Below are 17,683 nucleotides of genomic sequence, written 5' to 3'. Positions count from 1 at the left end.
GATGAGTCATTCACATTCACATCGCCAGAGCCGTCTGGTGAAGTTAATTCGTAAGCTGCTGGAATTGTCTAAAAATAACAGTAACGCCAATGAAGCTGGGCAGGCTTTATCCCGAGCCCAGAAGCTGATGCGAAAGTACGGTATCAGTGAACTGGATGCCGAGTCTTCTTCTGTACGGGAATATCAGACACAGAAAGCCCCGTCCGATGCGGTGAAAGTCCCTCAGTGGATGGACAGACTGGTTTGGGTTATTAACCGCGCATTTGGCTGTCGCGCTTACTATAGCTGGCGGTTGGGTAACTCTGGCAACAGTCACCGTGTCGTAATGTTCTGTGGCTTCGGCGAACGTCCTGCCGTGGCTGCGTATTCCTTTGATGTTCTCTCTCGCCAACTTAAAGAGGCAACAACCGCCTACCTTAAGACGCAAAACAAGCGTCTTAAAATGTCAACTCGCCGTGCCCGTGCCGACCAGTTTCGTGAGGGGTGGGTTGAGGGTGTTCGACGTGTGGTTGTTGATTTTGGCCCCTCTCAGCAGGAGAGCCAGATTATGGCGCATTACCTTGAAGCCTTGGCGTTATCTCAGACCAAACTTCGTGATGCTAAAGAATACCGTGGATCGGATATTGCCCGTGGAACCGGTTTTGTCGCTGGGAAAAATGCCCGTTTGTATCACGGTGTCGATGGTGCAGAGCAAGGCAAACTGACCGGTAATAGGGCGCTGTCTTATGAATAAAATCCGTCGGGACAGGTCAGGTATCACGCTGGTTGTGCTTTGTGTGGTGGCGTGGGCAATTGATTTAGGGATGCTTTTAGGAGGGAACTGCATATGAATCCGCAAACCGGTATGACGACAAATGGCCTGTTGACGCAGGTCTTGATGGAGCTGAAATCCGGCAACATTCGGCGTTGTGAGGCAATGGGGTTGACGCTGGAGGAGATCCAGGAACTGAACCAACTTACGGTGGAGGATTTGCACTACCTGGTGAACTCCTCGGTCTCGATACTGACGTTCCATATCAATCACACCAATCTCAATATGATGTTGGCGCAGGCCAGGCAAGAGCAGGTTCGTATACAGCGTATTGATCGGGCATTGGCGTTGGGCGGATCAATAGAAATGATGCAGTGCTATTTTGGGCTGACGGCGGCGGAAGTCAGTACCCGTCGTCGCTTGGCCGGAATTCCTACCCGGCAAGGGCGTAATCAAACTCCTGGTGAAACAGAAGAGATTTCAGTTTGGGAGCAGTGGCGTACCGCCAAAATAGACAATCTGGACTCGCTGGAAGCGCTGGAGGTCATGATGCTGATTGCTGAACAGCAAGATATTGCCTTAACGTCGGTATGGACGTTGGTAAAAGGCTGGGTCGAGCAGCAGCAACAACAGCAACAGCGGAGAGCTGGTTGATGGTTTTGGCAGTAGACAGCGTCATACAACATACGTTAAGCAGGATGACGGCTCGGATTGTGCAAAAAGCACAGTCCGGTGCTGTGACAAACGAGCAGAGTGGTCTGCTCTATCTGGGGAATGTGCATGATGCCATTCCCCGGCAGCTTTATATGGATACCCGTTTATCGCCGCTGGATAAAACCGCCTGGGTGATGATCCGTCTCTATGCCCAGCAGAATGACGGGGCGGTGTTCCCCACCTATGAAGAGCTGCAGTTTCAGCTTGCCTCCCCTCATTCTGGCAAAGCTTCCCGAGAAACGGTCAGTCGCGCCTTGCTGATGTTACGGCTCACGGGTTGGCTGAGTTTATGTAAGCGAGTCAGGGATGACGGTGGACGTGTCCGTGGCAACATCTATGCGCAGCATGATGAACCGTTGGGGTTACGTGATGCCGAGCATTTTGACCCCGGCTGGCTGGATGCGGTGGCACAAGCATGTCAGCACGGCAACAAGACTATCCGGTTAACGGCGCTGTCTGTCCTGAGTGATATCAAGCAGGATACGTCCATGCGCCACCGTCATTCGCGTGTTGCGTTGATCGAGGCCCGCTTGTCTTCGCCACAATCTCCCCAAGAATTGGCATTGCGACAACAGGCTTCTTTACCGGGTTCGGAAACCGAACTCAGTCAAAAAATGGCTTCTGTCACCCAAATATCACCGAGTTCGGAAACCGAACTCAGTATCAATGAGGGGGACGTTTTGCCGAGTTCGGAAACCGAACTCAGTCTAGAAACAAGGGTTTATGACAGAGTTCGGAATCCGAACTGTTACGTACGTAGTTATACACAGTGTGTAAAAGATACGTACGTAGGGGCATCAGGGAAAAACGGCAATCGGCTTCGCTGGCCGTCAGTGCTGATTGAAAATCTGACCACGGTTGACCGGGATAACGTGGAGCCGCAACTGCAGGCACTGCCAGCGCCATTGGGGCAACAGGTTCTGGATGAAGTGGCGGAGCGTATCGGTACCGGTGAGATAAAAAATGTGATTGCTTACCTGCTCGCCACACTGAAACGGGCCAGGAATGGACAATTCAATTCGACAGTGGGTGCGGTCAAACGAGTGCAGTCGCCAAAATCCCAGCCACTACAGCCCGTTGGTGCTACAGAGCCTGTTCAAGTCCAATCGCAAGGGAAAAACCAGCGAGCATCGGCGGAAAACATTGCCCAGGTGATGGCTGAGATCCGTGCGGCTTACAGGCGGTGATTGTTTTGACAATCAATAACAGGAAATCAATAGGTGCAGACTGATTACACTGTAATCAGTTTTAAGCAATCAATAACCGGGAATCAATAGGTACAGACTGTAATGAAAATTGTCAAAGACGAAAAAATACTTTCTCATTGTTCGAAAGATAGCTGATCTCCGACTATCACTCTCTACGTTACTTATCAAATGAGGGTGTTATGACTGAGAGTACGGAGAAAAAAACGGCTAATAGAGTTGGGGCATTGCGTTCAGAACTGCGGATTGATTTGCATACTTACTATGCGATCAGTACCTGGGAAGGAAGAGAAAGAGGTGCGAGGAAAGATACAATCATCGGAATGCCGCGATTTTTCCGGTTAGTGTCCAGCATCAGCCGAGATTCTCTTGTTGATAATCCCTATGCGGATGCTGTGATGTACCAGCTTGAAACGTTGATTGATGAAGCGCATAAGAATATTCAGCATTTGTTAAATGAGGCAAACAGTCTGATAGACGATCTTCCTAGTGGTATTTCGTTGTCCAGTGTTGTTTCCAGCTCCCCTCTTAATATTGGTGTGCATAGTCATACGCCTTTAGGGTATCGCTGTGTTTACCTGCTTGTTGGTTTTGACCAACTGGCATTGAAATTATTTCAGGCTCATCATTACGGATTTATCTCTCGGCAGCATCGTGACGATCAGTTACACAAGGGGGGATACCAAATCCGCAAAATATTCTCGGCGGCGCAGCACTACCGATCATTCCCTGTCAACCGCACAGATATTGTGATGGACACTGAAACGATACACCCGGCGCAGCACTATTTTGGTGATGTAGATCGTGAGGTGCTGTTAGGCAAAAAACGTTCTCGTTTCTCGCCGCCGGTCAATGCTGAAAGTCTTCGTTTGTTAAATAAGCGATTGCGGCATAAACCCCAGGATCATAAGGTAGTGGGAAGCATTGATAAACAAGGAGATAAGGATGATAAGCATGGGACGGAGTCATTTTTGTAATGCAGCAGGCGTAGTGCTGTCTGCCTCTCTGTTGGGTGGATGTGCAGGGAGCGATGTTGCTGAATTGAATAAGACCGTCAGCGATATGAGCTACGGCTTACTCTCTCTGGGTAAAAAAACAGACAGCAGTGAGAGTGGTGGTTTGCCGACATTATCAGCGAACAGGATTGTGGTAGATAAGAAAACGTCAAAAGAAATTGAAGTTCCGGTTGATGTGGATACTGCTGCTGCCCGTGTTAAACGGTATTACAATTTTACCTCCAGTGATGTTGTGAACACACTTAAGGGGCAAGGCTTAGAAGGTGGCGTGAAGGCGGCAGCGATTACTCAGGGGGGATATGCCTGGGACGCGCAACCGGGCTCTTACTACAAGATGGGCAGGGATTGGGGTGCTGATGAGGGTATTGAGGACAATATCCTGATTGAACTTGAGAAAAATGGTTCAGGGAGTCGACTGTACGTTACGTTCCGCTCAAGCGAAGCCTCTCACGTTACCGAAGCCTATACCGGCAAACTGTTTGCCGAAGTCAAACAGGTCGCTGAAGGCAAAGTACGCTAGCAGCGTTTGCATCCTGTGGTGGCCCGGCTGGGTCATCACCGAATTTTCTTTATTCATCTGTCATTTTAATACTATGCCCCTGTGGGTAGGGTGTTGTGCATTCTGAATCTGGCAGGTTCACTCTCAAGGAGAGGCAATGAAGCTATTTCTGTGTGAAAAACCCAGTCAGGGACGGGACATTGCCGCAGTACTGGGCGCAGCGGAGAAGAAGGGCGGCTATCTTTCTGGTTCGGGGGTCGCCGTGACCTGGGGGTTTGGGCATCTGCTGGAACAGGCCAGCCCCGATGCGTACGGCGAGCAGTTTGGCAAACCGTGGCGAACGGAGGTACTACCGGTGTTACCCACCCAGTGGCAAATGCAGATCAAACCCGAATCCAAAGTGCAGTTTGAGATTATCAAGAAATTGTTGCTCAAGGCGGAGTGTGTGGTGATCGCGACGGATGCCGACCGTGAAGGGGAGGTGATCGCCCGTGAAATCCTGGATTATTGTGGCTATCAGGGCAACGTCGAACGGTTGTGGCTCTCGGCGCTTGATGAGGCCAGTGTTCGGGCCGCGCTGGCCGCAATCAAACCGGGGCATGAAACATACCCTTATTACCTAGCTGGTCTTGGCCGCGCTCGAGCAGATTGGCAAATCGGCATGAATTTGACCCGCCTCTACACGGTCAAAGCCCGTGATAGCGGCTACGGAAATGTACTCTCAGTCGGACGTGTGCAGACACCGACGCTCAATCTAATTGTTGAGCGAGATCGGGAAATTGCAGCTTTTGTGCCAAAGCCCTTTTTTGTGGTCAGCCTCGGCCTGACCTCCGGGGGGCAGTCTTTTCAGGCGCAATGGGTGCCAGCGGCAACTTACTGTGATGATGAAAAACGCTGCATTCAGCAAGGGGTTGCCCAGCAGGTCGTCCAACTCTGTCAGCAAACGGGTGTTGCTTCGGTCACAGAGATAGAGACCAAACGCGAAACCGTTTCGGCCCCGCTCCCGTTTGATTTGGGGACGCTGCAGCAGCAGTGCTCAAAGCGTTGGGGACTTGGTGCTCAGCAGGTACTGGATATTGCCCAGGCGCTGTATGAAACACATAAAGCGACGACCTACCCACGTACAGACTGTGGTTTTTTGCCGACCTCGATGTTGTCGGAAGTGCCCACCGTTTTTTCTGCCCTGGTAAAAAGTGACCCAACGCTCTCGACAGTGTTGGAACGGTTGCAGTCAGGTTTTGTTTCCCGCGCCTGGAACGATAAGAAAATCACCGCCCACCACGGTATTATCCCCACGAAACAGCCTTGTGACCTGGGTAAGATGAGTGAAACGGAGCGTCAGGTCTACCAAGTGATCCGGCAACACTATCTGGCGCAGTTTTTGCCGGTTCATGAGCTGGATGCGACTCGCGTGTCTGTGAATTGTGGCGGTCAACTGTTTAAAACCCGTGGCAATATCGTGGTAATACCGGGCTGGAAAGTGTTATTTGAGAAAGAGCAGGATCGCGATGAAGCGCAGGGTGATACTGACAATGCCCGGCTTCCCGCTCTGCAGCAGGGGACACAGTGCCAGGTTACCGGTGCTGTTGTGAAATCTCAGCAGACCAAGCCACCCGAGTATTATACGGAGGGCACCCTGATTGCGGCGATGAAAAATGCCGCGCAGTTTGTGACCGATCCGCGCCTGAAAAAAATCCTGAAAGAGAATGCCGGGCTGGGGACCGAAGCGACCCGAGCGGGTGTTATCGAAACCCTGCTGGCTCGCGGTTTTATCGTTAAAAAGGGGAAATCTCTGCGTGCTGCCGTGGTGGCCGGTGAACTGATGGATGTGTTGCCGATGCCGTTGAAAGATCCCGGCATGACCGCCCTGTGGGAGCAGGCGTTGGATGATATCGCCGAAGGAAAGATGTCTCTGGATGACTTTATGGCAAAGCAGTCAGCCTGGACGGCACAGTTGGTTGATAAAGGGCGTCAGCAGGCGATAAACATCACGGTTCCTCCCTCGCCGCCGTGTCCGGTGTGTGGAGGGATGACCTCGCAGCGGTCGGGGAAATCAGGGAGTTTTTGGGGATGCCTGCGTTACCCTGACTGTACCTGTAGTGGTCAACTAAAATTGGCCACGGTAGTAGACTGTTCATAGAACAGCCGTTCGGATTCATTGGGCGTTAAGCCTCCGTTGTACCAGTGCGGGCGAAGTTCGCTGTAGTAACCCGTTATATATCGGGTGATTGCATTTCTGCCCTCCCCGAAGCTCTGGTAACCTGTCGTCGGTACCCATTCGGATTTCAGACTTCTGAAAAATCGCTCCATTGGCGCGTTGTCCCAACAGTTCCCACGCCGGCTTAGGCTCTGTTTTATCCGGTAACGCCACAGCAACTGACGGTATTTTTTACTGGTGTAATGACTGCCCTGATCGCTGTGGAACATCACTCCGCCTGGGCGTCCCCTGAGTTCCCATGCCATCTGTAACGCTTTACCCGTTAGCGCTGAGTCAGGTGAAAACGACATCGCCCAGCCTATGGGCTTGCGGGCAAACAGATCCAACACCACAGCCAGATAAGCCCAGCGCTTACCTGTCCAGATATAGGTCACATCGCCACACCAAACCTCATTCGGTTGGGTTACTGCAAACTGCCGCTCCAATAGATTCGATATATCAACATGCTCCTGCCCACCCCGTTTATATTTGTGTGTGGGACGCTGGCAACTTGTCATGTTCAGCTCTGCCATCAATTTTCCGGCAAGCCAACGCCCCAGTTTTACGCCCTTATTCGTCACCATTATGGCGATATTTCGGGCACCGGCTGACCCGCCGCTAGCATGCCAGACTTCGTTAACCAGGCTGCGTTTAATGGTGCGCTCGACATCTGGGACGCGTTCTCTGTTATGCCAGTACCGATAGCTGCTACGCTGAACATCAAAAGCCTTACACAGTGCTTTTACCGAATAAAGCGCTCTCAATTTATCGACTATCGCGAACTGTTCAACGAGTCCGACATCAAGAGAGCGGTGGCCTTTTTTAGAATTTCGTTCTCCATTTCAAGACGTTGAATCCTTTTCTTCATTTCCCGAAGTTCTATTTGTTCAGGCGTCAGTGGAAGCCCAACGGGGGTTTTACCCTGACGTTCCAATCTGAGCTTACCCACCCATCGGCTAAGGGCGGAAAGACTGACATTCATGGCTTTAGCGGCCTCCGAATGAGAGTATTTCTGGTCAACAACCAGCTTTGCCGCTTCGAGTTTGAATTCAGCCGTGAAATATTTGGTCATGGATCACCTGTAAAGTTATTGAGGCAAGAATAACACCTCTGGTCAGGTGGCCAAATTCACTATGCCACTACAACCGGGATAGTGAATCCCCCTCAGCGGAACAAGTGTCGAGGCATTTCCAAAAAGAAAGCGCGTTGAGGTAAAACTAATTATCGATTGCACTGGGTACGGGGAGTTTGTTATTTTGCCGTGGCTTCTGAAGCACCCCGTGATTACTGCGGTCACCAGTAACATTCATCATTTCTTTACCCGAGGAATGATGTATAAGACGCAAAGTCTCAGTGAAAAACGCGTCGGGTTCGAAGGCTCGGCCTCTGAGTTGATGGAATGCAGTTAGACAATAGCCTGTGGTGCAGGCATGGCGGGAACGTATCGGGAAGATACGCTCCCGTTTTTTTTGCATTGTTCGTAATGATATGTCGGCTGATAGTTTAGTGTTGACTTCTTTTTAGCCCGTTTGAATAATGACCAGGCTTACTCGTTGTCTCTGACAACAGCCAATGTCCTGGTGATTTGAGAAGGACGCCTTCGGGCAATCACAAGCCAAAGCGACCCTAACCTGAGAGGACGCGCTCTAGAGCGGTAACCCCCCTGAACCTTTGAAAGCGGGGATCGCAGTTCACTGCGATGAAGGTGCACTTATCCAACTTAACAGACAGTCAGCGTCTTCACGTTGATACCCTGCGGGAAATCTCCCGTTGGGGATGTTTCTCTGCATACCGATTTATTCCCAAGGAGAAACACCATGTCTCAAACGACTCAATCTACTGCTGTACCGACTCAGACCGGCTATTTTAATCTGCATATCGATGGGCTGGGATATGTGAGTAATATCCGTGAAGTGACCACGACCAATGGTTCATTCCTAAGCTGTGTGGTGAATGCATTACACGGCTCTACTGAAAAACCTGACTATACACGTTTCGATGTCACGGTTTCCGGTAAAGAAGCCAGTGGTTTGATCCGACGTTGTCAGAAAGCGGTCGATGAAGAGAAAAAGGTTCTGGTCGGCTTTAAACTCAGCAATCTGACGGCAGATGTGTTCACGCTCACAAAAGGCGATCACGCAGGCGAATCCCGGCCTACCCTGAAAGCCCGGCTGATAAAAATCAGTTGGATCAAGGTTGGGCAGGAAATGGTTTACAAAGCGGAGAAATCAGCACCAACACCAGAGGCTTCGGCCAACACACAAAAAAAACAATATCAGGACAATGCGTTCTAGATTGTTCATGTAGCACCTTCCTTTACGCCAGAGCTTCTCTGGCGTTTTTTTTATTTTCGGGAAATGAGTTGTTCGTTGAGGGTGACCGTGAAGATTCGCACAGTGAGCACGTCTTTTTGACTGCTTACTGAGGATATTCATGAAATCATATTACGCTTTCCCCGCTTGTTTACTGGCCGCTGCGGTACTGACCGGGTGTGCCCAACCGCAAAAGAACCTGCAGCGCGACCCCACCTCTGCGATTGCCGGTGTCCAGCTCTCAAGTAACGTACAGTCGGCTCGTCCCGATGCGTTTGCCGCGCCGCTAGAGGTGGTTCGCTATGACCGCTATCTGCTGGTCAGTACCTCCCCTTCCCAGGCACAACGCGCCCCGCTGGAACAGGTGATCGATATTCGTATTCCGGCGTCTCTCACGCCTACGGTGGCTGATGCCATGCGTTACGCGCTGCGCCAGTCTGGGTTCAGTCTGTGCAGCGTCACGTCTGCCAATCGCGTGCTTTACAACCAGGCCTTACCGACAGTGCATCATCAGCTCGGGCCGATCCGGCTGAGCGAGGCGTTGCAAATCCTGGCCGGACCCGCCTGGCAGCTAGAGGTAGACTCGGTGCAGCGTGTGGTTTGCCACTCGCTGCGTGATGGATTCCGGTTACCCCCCGAGCCGACACCCGCGCCAATCACCCGCAATGATTTTCTACAGCCGCCTGCCATCAAGTCAGTGGCCCCCACCGTACAACCGCAACCCACTCCGGCCCCAGCCCGGCAAAGGATGCTGAAATGAGCGAGATAAGGGAAGGGACCTTGCCCGCACGTCCAGGCAAGGGAATGCGGTTGCTGCGTTATAGCGTCTTCACGCTCCTGGTCATTTCGGTTGTGGGTATTGGGGCAAAAGTGGTGAGCCAGTCTGCCCAGATTGTCTCGCTGCAAACGGCCCTGGGGCAAGTTCCGGGCCGGGATGCGGTCCAGCAAGAGCTGGATAAGCTGAACGGGCAGGTCATCAGTAATAGTGAGACATTGAAAACGCTGTCAGCCTCCCTGGAAGACGCCAGGGTTGCGCCCGTCGTGGATAAAACCACGTTTGACCATCTGGCGCAGCAGGTGCGCACACTCGAGACGAAAGTCAGCCAACCGGTGTCGTCAGATGTGCAGGCGCTGCAGGGCGTCCAAGCTACGATGGTACTTCTGCAGGCCCGTATTGATACCCTGGAACAACGCGCGGGAACAGCACAAACACTGGCAACCAAACCAGCAACGGCGGTTGCCAATCCAACACCTACCGTTAAAAAGAACTCGTCTCGGAGTACCCACGCTCGTGCAGTCGCCGCCCCTTTCCGTCTGACCAGCATTGAACGGCGGGGAGGGACGGTGTTTGTCGCCGTCGCTCCGCTGCAAGCGTTCAACCTGGCCGATATCCGACTGGTTGAAACCGGCGAGACCTTCCAGGGCTGGACGCTGCTGTCCGCCGCAGGCAATCAGGCCCAGTTCAGCGTCGCAGGCCGGACGCAGACGCTGAACGTTCAATAAGGAATTGGCATGATGAAATTGACTTCTATCGCTTGGGTACTGGGAATGAGCCTGGTGCCACTTCTCCCCGCCACGGCAGCAATGCAAACCGACCAATCCCAGCAGGGTAATACCGCCAGTGTCAGTACCACCTTGCAGGCACTGGAGGAAGCACAATCGAAAAAGAGTGCCCAGGAATGGGGGCTGACCACCGAAGAATGGCAGCGTTATCAGCAGTTGAGTCAAGGGCGTCGGGGGATCTTATCACCGGGGTTAGACCCCATCACCACGCTGGGTATTGAGGCGCGGACGGAGGAAGAACGGCGTCATTATGCCGATCTATCCGTCAAACAGGACTTTCAGCGGGTTGAGGCTGAATTGGCATTCCAACGTGAAGTGAATGCCGCCTGGGTGCGTGTCTATCCCGGTATCCTGCCGGTGCAATCTGCCGGGGATGCCGGACAGGGTAACGGTCGGCTGGCGCTGTTTGTCCGGGCTGACTGTGGGACGCCATGTGAGAGCAAAGTGGCGTCGCTGCTGGCAAGCCAGCGCCTGTTGGATATCTACCTGGTCGGTAGCGAGGGGAAGGATGACGCCGTTCGGGCCTGGGCGAAGAAGCTGGCTATCCCTGTCGAGCGGGTGAAAGCGAAAACGCTGACGCTCAATCACGATCGGGGGCAATGGATCAAGTTTGGTCAGGGGCGTATGCCGGTGGTGCTGCAACAGGGGGCAAACGGATGGCAAGTTACCGCGTATTGAGTGCGCTGGCGCTTCTGTTGTGCAGCGCGGGCAGTCTGGCAAGCGTGTCCTCTCAGCAGATCCCGTCAGGTTATTACCAGGTGGCGGTACAGGAGCGGGTGCCCGCTGAGGCGTTGTACAGCCTGGCGCTGACGGAGTCGTCAAAGAAACTACCCCACGGTGTTCGCCCCTGGCCGTGGACCATTAATGTGGCGGGGAAAGGCTATCGCTATGCGACCCGGCAGGAGGCCTATCAGGCATTGCTGGGGTTTATGCGTCATAACTCACTCAAACGCATTGATGTCGGGATTGCCCAGGTGAATCTGGGTTGGAACGGACATCACTTCCGCTCGAGCTGGGAGGCGTTTGATCCGTATATCAATCTGCATGTGGCCGCCCGTATTCTGCGGACCTGCTACGACAACAAACCGGGGAGTTGGATAACCGCTGCCGGGTGTTATCACCATCCGGCAGGCGGTCAGCCTGCACGGACCTATCAAGCCATTGTGAAACGGCATTTGAGTCGCCTGCAACCCACTGTCGGGGTGCTGGCATCGAATGTTGTCATTGAACCTGCCGCAGGAGTTACGCCATGAATCCACGTTTATTGACTTACCTGAGTGGTGTGTGGGTACTGGGTATCGTCAGTTTTACCGTCCAGGCCGAGTTAACGGTCGTGGCCGATCTGGGGGGGCAGTCTACTGCCGCGTATTTCGACAGCATCAACAATCAGGGGGAAGGGACGGCTCTCCAGACCGCGCCCTCATCTGCGCTGGTGACCCCAGTCATCATGGGATTGCCGGTCAGTACCCCCGAACTGACGCCCGGTAAGGTCGCTGCCAGAGCGTTGAGTCTGGCTGGCATGCGCCCGATGTTTTTGGTGGGTGATGATGACCTGTCGCGCCGTTGGTTGTCACTGCGCCGGGATGCGCTGGGGCAGTTAAATGCCGTGGGACTGGTGGTTAATGTTGCCAGTGAAGGGGCGCTCAATGACCTGAAAAAACACGCTGATGGGCTGGAGTTGTTGCCGGTCTCGGGCAGTGATCTGGCGAAGCGATTGGGTTTATCCCACTACCCGGTGTTACTGACGGAGAAAGGGCTGGAGCAATGATGCCCATCGATGTCAGGAACTTCTCCTTCATGCTGGAGCAAGAACCTGCGTTTGTTACCCTTTTGATGTTCAGCCTGCTGGGCTGGATGGTGTTGTTGCTCGGGACGAAGGCGAGTCGTCATCGTCGCTATCAGCGCCAGGCCTGTCGTGTTCTCGATCGCCTGCCTCAGTTGGCCGGTGACGGCCAGCGCTTGAATTACCTGCGCAAAATCAATCCCTACGTGTTTGAAGAATTGCTACTGACGGCGTTCGAACGTCGGGGGTATCGCATCAAACGTAACCGGCAATACAGTGGCGACGGCGGGCTGGACGGGCAGGTGTGGATTGACGGCCAGCGTTACCTTATTCAGGCCAAACGCTATGGCCGCACCATCACCCCGGCCCATGTGGCTGATTTCGGGGCGTTGGTGCGGCGTGAACGCTGTCGCGGATTGTTTGTGCATACCGGGCGCACGGGACCCAAAAGTCGCGCCGAACTGGCGCGACTCCCCGAGATTGAATTGCTCAGCGGCCAACGGCTGCTGGCGCTGCTGAAAAAGGACATAGCGTTTAATGAAGAGAGCGGGAGACCACGATGAGTGATCGTTATGTGATTGAGGCAATGCTGCGGCCTGCCGTTGAACTGAATACGGCGGTGGTTGCCGCCTGTGCCAGCTATATCTGTGTGACTGCCCCGTGGGCGGTAGCGTTGGCCCCGACGGTCAGCTATGTCACTGCCGGTGGGTTTGCCGTGTTCGCGTTGAAACGGACGGGGGAAGGGCTGCGGGTGTTGCGTTACCGGCGCAATATCCGCCGTTTACCGCGCTATGTGATGACCAGCGCTCAGGTGCCGGTAAGTCACCAACGTTTGTTTCTGGGGCGGGGGTTTTTGTGGGAGCAAAAGCACACCCAGCGCCTGCTGGCGACACTGCGCCCTGAAGTGGAGCGCTACGTGAATCCCCCAGCGCTGTATCAGGCGGCCCGCCGCTTTGAACAGCGTTATGAGTACCGTTATCCTACGTTGTGCAAATGGCTTTCCAGCCAGTCTGCACTCAATCCGGTGCGTCCGCTGCCGGACGTCGGCGGCAAACCTGCGCTGCATGGCATCGAGCCGGATGAAGTGAACGTGTCGCTGAGTCTGTTGGAGCGTGTGGGGCATATGTTGGTACTGGGGACGACTCGCGTCGGGAAGACTCGCCTGGCAGAGCTGCTGATCACCCAGGATATTCGGCGTGGCAATGTCACCATTGTCTTTGACCCCAAGGGGGATGCTGATCTGCTCAAGCGCATTTACGCAGAAGCCCACCGTGCCGGTCGTGCCAGCGAGCTGCAGGTGTTTCACCTGGGGTGGCCCGATATCAGTGCTCGCTACAACGCCGTGGGCCGTTTTAACCGTATTTCTGAGGTAGCTACTCGTGTGGCCGGACAATTGGAAGGCGGCGGTAATAATGCGGTATTTCGTGAGTTTGCCTGGCGATTTGTCAACATCATCGCCCGTGGCCTGGTGGCGCTGGGGCAACGACCTGACTTTGGCCTCATTATGCGTTACGTCAATAACATCAGTGATTTGTATGAGGATTACGCCGAATTTTACCTGTCGCAACATGCTCCCACATTGTGGGGGCAGATTGAGGGGTTGGTGCCGATCCTTGATGAACGTGATATTCCCCGGCACATGGAGGGGCGTTCCATGCGCGTGATCGCGATGGAGCAAGTGCTGAGCAGCGACGAAGGAAAGCGGATTTATGATCCCATCCTTGATGGCCTTCGCTCGTCTGTGCGCTATGACCAGAAATATTATGACAAGATTGTCGCCAGCCTGCTGCCATTATTGGAGAAATTGACTTCCGGTAAGACGGCGCAACTCATCTCCCCGGACTATACCGACCTGACCGATCCCCGACCCATTTTTGACTGGCAACAGGTGATCCGCAAAAAGGGCATTGTCTATATCGGACTGGATGCGCTGTCAGACCCTGAGGTGGCTGCTGCAGTGGGCAACAGTATGTTTGCTGACCTGGTGAGCGTCGCCGGTCATATCTATAAGTTTGGCATTAACGATGGTTTGCCGGATGCGGGGAAGAAAACGCCGATAAGCCTGCATTGCGACGAGTTTAACGAGCTGATGGGCGATGAGTTTATTCCGCTTATTAACAAGGGCGGTGGTGCGGGCATCGAAGTGACGGCGTATACCCAGACCCTGCCGGACATCGAGGCACGGTTGGGCAGTGCGGCCAAGGCCGCGCAGGTGGTGGGTAACTTCAACAGTCTGGTGATGCTGCGCGTTCGCCATACCGAAACGGCAGAACTGATGACCAAACAACTGCCGGAAGTGGAGGTGTATACCAAAACTCTGGTCTCTGGCGTCACCGATATCTCCAACCCAGAGATGGGCAGTGATTTTACCTCCAATACCCAGGACAGGGTGAGTTCGGTACGTACCCCACTGATCACCCCCGCCAATGTGATTAATCTGCCGAAAGGCCAGGCCTTTGCCTTGCTGGAAGGGGGAAAATTGTGGAAGATCCGTATGCCGTTGCCAGCGGCGGGGAATGATGCCTTGATGCCAGAAAGTCTGGCGAAAATTGCCGAGTATATGAAGAAAAATTACCGCACGGGAGATACCTGGTGGTCAGGTTCGGCTTTGCCGGGCGATAGAGAGCCAGAAAATATTGACAGTGTCGTGGCCTGATAAGGGGAATGTAATGAAACAACAATATCGTGTCAGTGCTGTGCTGGCATCCAGTCTGGGGCAGTCTGCAGAGGTACCCCGAGATATCATGGACGTGTTAAAAACCCGGCACTGCTCAACGCCATTTGCCCCAGAGATAGTGGCCGCGTTAAGCGGCTTAGGGTATGACGCCCGGCGTGAGCAAGAGCCCTGCCCGGTGGATCAAGTAGGGATTTGGGTGACGATAAACGCTCAGCCGATGTTGTTGCAGTGCGAGCTGGAAGTCGTGGCGCTACATTAAAGAGGTTATCATGGCACAAGCATCTTCTTCCGCACAACCGGTCCAGCAGAACCTGCCCCCCAAGCGGCATGGTTTGCTGATGACGGTATTGTGGGACATGCCCTGGCGAATTATCGGCATGTTATTGGTTTCCCTGCTGTTCAGTCTGATAGTGGAGTACATCGGCATTGCCTTCTTCTGGCCGGAGCTGGGAGCCGAGCACAGTCGTGCGGTGATGGTGACGGAAAGTGGGTATTTTGCAGAAGGATTTACCCGTAGTCTGCTGCTGTCAGCGCCGGTGACCACAGTGAGCACCTGGATAACCGTCGGCTATCAATGGCTGTTTGTAAACAGTGGCTTTATGGTCTGGCTCCAGTCTGCTCAAACTCAACAAACGGGGAATGCAATCACGGATAGCCTGAATGTCGGTGGGGCCTGGTTGATACAGGTGGCGCGTGAATACCTGATGGCTTCGATGTATGTCACGCTGGTTTTCCTGATGCGTGTCACCATCCTGGTGTTGTCGGTACCGCTGTTTGTTCTGGTGGCCCTGGTGGGGATAGTGGACGGAATGGTGAGGCGTGACCTGCGGCGTTACGGCGCGGGGTATGAGTCGAGCTTTCTGTATCACCATGCCAAGCGGTTTGTGAAACCGGCAGTCTATATTCCCTGCATCCTCTATCTGTCCGCACCGTTCTCGGTGTATCCGAACCTGCTGTTGCTGCCTGCTGCGCTGCTGATGGGACTGGCGATATCGGTGACAATGGGATCATTCAAAAAATACTTATAGGTGCGTTCATCCCTGTGGGGCGGATAACAGGTACTCAACCTTTAGTTGAATACTTACGGTAATGCGTATAGAATTATTTTACTGCAAGAGCATTCGCAGGGGGCGCAAATCAGATACAGGCCTTCTGTGCCGGGCAGTCAGATGGCTGATCATCTGCCGGGTAGTTACGACAAAAGTCGGTTTCTGAACCCTATGTGCTAAAGAAATGCTGCGACTACCAACAAAATTATACGGGGTGCTGATTGCGCCCCGTTTTTTTATTGAATTTTACCAATCAATACACCATGAGCTTTTCTTCGCGTATACGCAGTAACAACGACATATATCCAGCCTGAATCCGTCTCAGGAGCTTCTTTTGGCTCCAAAATCACAACACCTAATGATGACTTTAAAACCGTTGTTCTATGCTTCCCGCCAGGGTGATTGAATTCACAATAGATCGGCACTCCTGGGCGAATAATATCACTCACGAACCGCGCCACATCGTCTACAGTTCCATACCCTAATTTTGCTAGCTCACTTTCGTGCTCGGCCCAGATATGGCGAACACCAAAACCTCTGTTTGGGCCACTATGCTTACCGGCACGTAGGAAAATGTCTCCGGCAGGAATACTGTCGCTTTTTGAATTCATCTCTGGAACCCTTCCATAACACACAAGACCACCAGGGTGAGCTATCTCCTCGTTAGGGTAACCAACTATGCCGTAATTGTTCGGTGGCACTAAGTGATCCTCGTAGGTAACTGTACGAGCATATTACCAGTACAAAACGGCATGAAGAACAACACAGTAGTTCCTTTTCTACTTTGATGCCTATTTTGTAGGTTTTAGGTAAAGCCCCCGATGGCGCGGTTCGCGCCACGCGTTGAACCCCTGATAAATTTTCAAAATCCCATTCTAGTTGTTTGCTGACCCTCTCCCCCCTTTTCGCCAAGCTCTCTCCTGCAATCCATTACTGATAAAAGGAGGTTCATATGTACACAACACCGCTGCGGGCGTTGTGTCTTGCAGGCAGTCTGCTCACCGCGCTGTCCGTCCAGGCCAGTGAGAAAGACGAACTGGCCCTGGTCATGAAGCAGTTGGATCAGGTGCAGGCCAGCCTGGAGCGCGCCCGTGTTGTGGCGGTTCAGGACGGTCAGTCCGGGCGTTTCCATTTTGACTACCTGCGGGCAACCCAGGACGTCAACACCATGCGCCGGGGGATTGAGTTTTACCTCGAACCGTCCCGCGCTCAACCCACCACATCGTCAGTTTCTGGGCAATACCGCCAGGAGCGTCGGTAATGAATGAAGCACAGACCGCCGCGTTTAAAGCTGCTGCGGGCAACGTCGAGCCTGCTGTCCTGAACCTGCTGTTTATCGGCTCACTGATAGCGGTGTTATTGCTGTGGGCAGGGTGGGGATTTGTTCACGTCTACCGGGGCTATGCCGCAGGCAACATCAAGGGGGCTGCGGTTCAACGCTTTGTGGTACGTGTCGTCATCCTTGTGTTGGTCAGTCTGTATTTGTTTGCCAGTTAATCACGTCATCCATTATTCACTTGTAAGGAAACTACCATGAATCTGCAGTCTCTTTTCTCTTCCTCCCGCCGTGTCGCACAGCGTGTCCGTCAGTCTACCCTGCTGCTGGCGTTAACGTCGGTCACCTCAGCCCAGGCCGCGCTGCCGACCGTTGAGGGCCCTAAATCCAGCACCGACAGTACGTTCTACGGCCAGATTTCCGGCTATCTGAATGATGGCATTGTGTTAGGTGGATTGATTATGGCCGCTGTCGCATTACTGGTTGTGGCCAACGCCATTATTGCCACGTTCTCTGAAGTGCAGCAGGGGAAGGCCACCTGGGCCAAATTCGGGATACTGGTTGTGGTCGGTATTGTTCTTGTCGTTGCGGTCATCTGGCTGGCAACCAAGGCGGCTACGGTTATCGTGGGATAAGGCAGA

At 53.4% G+C, this 17,683-nt stretch carries 21 protein-coding genes; 19 read left to right on the top strand and 2 right to left on the bottom strand.

Annotation, left to right across the window (positions count from 1 at the left end):
* The first annotated feature begins 1 nt into the window (after window position 1).
* The 6 genes from ACWJJO_RS18685 (at window position 2) to ACWJJO_RS18660 (ending at window position 6,325) form a co-directional block, all read left to right on the top strand.
* Complete coding sequence (locus ACWJJO_RS18685) at window positions 2-733, top strand: DUF2786 domain-containing protein (RefSeq protein WP_481091377.1); 732 nt, start codon at window positions 2-4, stop codon at window positions 731-733.
* A gap of 93 nt (window positions 734-826) precedes the next feature.
* Window positions 827-1,405 (top strand): DUF2857 domain-containing protein, encoded by a 579-nt coding sequence (locus ACWJJO_RS18680; protein WP_053011997.1) that lies wholly within the window; start codon window positions 827-829, stop codon window positions 1,403-1,405.
* A complete protein-coding gene (locus tag ACWJJO_RS18675; RefSeq protein WP_481091376.1) occupies window positions 1,405-2,652 on the top strand; it encodes an STY4528 family pathogenicity island replication protein in 1,248 nt (415 codons plus the stop codon). Before ACWJJO_RS18680 ends, ACWJJO_RS18675 begins: the two co-directional genes overlap by 1 nt.
* A 200-nt stretch (window positions 2,653-2,852) precedes the next feature.
* Complete coding sequence (locus tag ACWJJO_RS18670) at window positions 2,853-3,647, top strand: PFL_4669 family integrating conjugative element protein (RefSeq protein ID WP_481091375.1); 795 nt, start codon at window positions 2,853-2,855, stop codon at window positions 3,645-3,647.
* Window positions 3,625-4,206: a hypothetical protein gene (locus ACWJJO_RS18665; protein ID WP_481091374.1), complete on the top strand. Its 582-nt coding sequence runs from the start codon at window positions 3,625-3,627 to the stop codon at window positions 4,204-4,206. The genes ACWJJO_RS18670 and ACWJJO_RS18665 overlap by 23 nt, the downstream gene beginning before the upstream one ends.
* Before the next feature lie 136 nt (window positions 4,207-4,342).
* Entirely contained in the window at window positions 4,343-6,325 is a 1,983-nt protein-coding gene (locus tag ACWJJO_RS18660) for a DNA topoisomerase III (RefSeq protein WP_481091373.1), read from the top strand.
* Here ACWJJO_RS18660 and ACWJJO_RS18655 read toward each other — a convergent pair.
* A protein-coding gene (locus ACWJJO_RS18655; RefSeq protein ID WP_481090614.1) for an IS3 family transposase occupies window positions 6,289-7,454 on the bottom strand; the annotation gives its coding sequence in 2 pieces (ribosomal slippage) (window positions 6,289-7,199 and window positions 7,199-7,454; 1,167 coding nt in all). The two genes, ACWJJO_RS18660 and ACWJJO_RS18655, sit on opposite strands and share 37 nt — an antisense overlap.
* A gap of 745 nt (window positions 7,455-8,199) precedes the next feature.
* On the opposite strand from ACWJJO_RS18655, the gene ACWJJO_RS18650 reads away from it, so the two are divergent.
* The 10 genes from ACWJJO_RS18650 (at window position 8,200) to ACWJJO_RS18605 (ending at window position 15,745) form a co-directional block, all read left to right on the top strand.
* A complete protein-coding gene (locus ACWJJO_RS18650) occupies window positions 8,200-8,676 on the top strand; it encodes an STY4534 family ICE replication protein (protein WP_481091372.1) in 477 nt (158 codons plus the stop codon).
* A gap of 139 nt (window positions 8,677-8,815) precedes the next feature.
* Window positions 8,816-9,454, top strand: coding sequence for a PFGI-1 class ICE element type IV pilus protein PilL2 (gene pilL2, locus ACWJJO_RS18645; RefSeq protein WP_481091371.1), 639 nt, complete (start codon window positions 8,816-8,818; stop codon window positions 9,452-9,454).
* Window positions 9,451-10,197, top strand: coding sequence for a hypothetical protein (locus tag ACWJJO_RS18640; RefSeq protein ID WP_481091370.1), 747 nt, complete (start codon window positions 9,451-9,453; stop codon window positions 10,195-10,197). Before pilL2 ends, ACWJJO_RS18640 begins: the two co-directional genes overlap by 4 nt.
* Window positions 10,198-10,278: 81 nt before the next feature.
* Entirely contained in the window at window positions 10,279-10,935 is a 657-nt protein-coding gene (locus ACWJJO_RS18635; protein WP_481091609.1) for a TIGR03759 family integrating conjugative element protein, read from the top strand.
* On the top strand, window positions 10,914-11,510 hold the full coding sequence (locus tag ACWJJO_RS18630) for a lysozyme family protein (RefSeq protein WP_053011990.1): 597 nt from the start codon (window positions 10,914-10,916) through the stop codon (window positions 11,508-11,510). The genes ACWJJO_RS18635 and ACWJJO_RS18630 overlap by 22 nt, the downstream gene beginning before the upstream one ends.
* A gap of 20 nt (window positions 11,511-11,530) precedes the next feature.
* Window positions 11,531-12,025, top strand: coding sequence for an integrating conjugative element protein (locus ACWJJO_RS18625; protein WP_481091608.1), 495 nt, complete (start codon window positions 11,531-11,533; stop codon window positions 12,023-12,025).
* A gap of 86 nt (window positions 12,026-12,111) precedes the next feature.
* A complete protein-coding gene (locus ACWJJO_RS18620) occupies window positions 12,112-12,603 on the top strand; it encodes a restriction endonuclease (protein WP_481091607.1) in 492 nt (163 codons plus the stop codon).
* A complete protein-coding gene (gene traD / locus ACWJJO_RS18615; RefSeq protein ID WP_053011987.1) occupies window positions 12,600-14,696 on the top strand; it encodes a type IV conjugative transfer system coupling protein TraD in 2,097 nt (698 codons plus the stop codon). The genes ACWJJO_RS18620 and traD overlap by 4 nt, the downstream gene beginning before the upstream one ends.
* A 13-nt stretch (window positions 14,697-14,709) precedes the next feature.
* Entirely contained in the window at window positions 14,710-14,976 is a 267-nt protein-coding gene (locus ACWJJO_RS18610; RefSeq protein ID WP_053011986.1) for a hypothetical protein, read from the top strand.
* A 10-nt stretch (window positions 14,977-14,986) separates the two neighbouring features.
* Complete coding sequence (locus ACWJJO_RS18605; RefSeq protein ID WP_481091369.1) at window positions 14,987-15,745, top strand: TIGR03747 family integrating conjugative element membrane protein; 759 nt, start codon at window positions 14,987-14,989, stop codon at window positions 15,743-15,745.
* Window positions 15,746-16,002: 257 nt separating this feature from the next.
* Here the strand turns inward: ACWJJO_RS18605 and ACWJJO_RS18600 are convergent, their stop codons facing one another.
* Window positions 16,003-16,377 carry a hypothetical protein gene (locus ACWJJO_RS18600; RefSeq protein WP_050135329.1) on the bottom strand — a complete coding sequence of 125 codons (375 nt, stop codon included), beginning with the start codon at window positions 16,375-16,377 and terminating at the stop codon, window positions 16,003-16,005.
* Window positions 16,378-16,718: 341 nt separating this feature from the next.
* On the opposite strand from ACWJJO_RS18600, the gene ACWJJO_RS18595 reads away from it, so the two are divergent.
* The 3 genes from ACWJJO_RS18595 to ACWJJO_RS18585 are packed head-to-tail and all read left to right on the top strand — an operon-like array spanning window position 16,719 to window position 17,677.
* Window positions 16,719-17,027, top strand: a complete 309-nt coding sequence (locus ACWJJO_RS18595) for an integrative conjugative element protein, RAQPRD family (protein WP_411928596.1) — start codon at window positions 16,719-16,721, stop codon at window positions 17,025-17,027.
* On the top strand, window positions 17,027-17,263 hold the full coding sequence (locus ACWJJO_RS18590; protein WP_481091368.1) for a TIGR03758 family integrating conjugative element protein: 237 nt from the start codon (window positions 17,027-17,029) through the stop codon (window positions 17,261-17,263). Before ACWJJO_RS18595 ends, ACWJJO_RS18590 begins: the two co-directional genes overlap by 1 nt.
* A 42-nt stretch (window positions 17,264-17,305) precedes the next feature.
* The gene (locus ACWJJO_RS18585) at window positions 17,306-17,677 is read left to right on the top strand and encodes a TIGR03745 family integrating conjugative element membrane protein (protein WP_411928712.1); all 372 of its coding nucleotides are present in this window, start codon (window positions 17,306-17,308) and stop codon (window positions 17,675-17,677) included.
* Window positions 17,678-17,683: the final 6 nt, after the last annotated feature.

Source organism: Yersinia antarctica (assembly GCF_056636475.1).
Note: the sequence above shows the minus strand (reverse complement) of the source record. Positions and strands in the feature narration are given on the sequence as shown.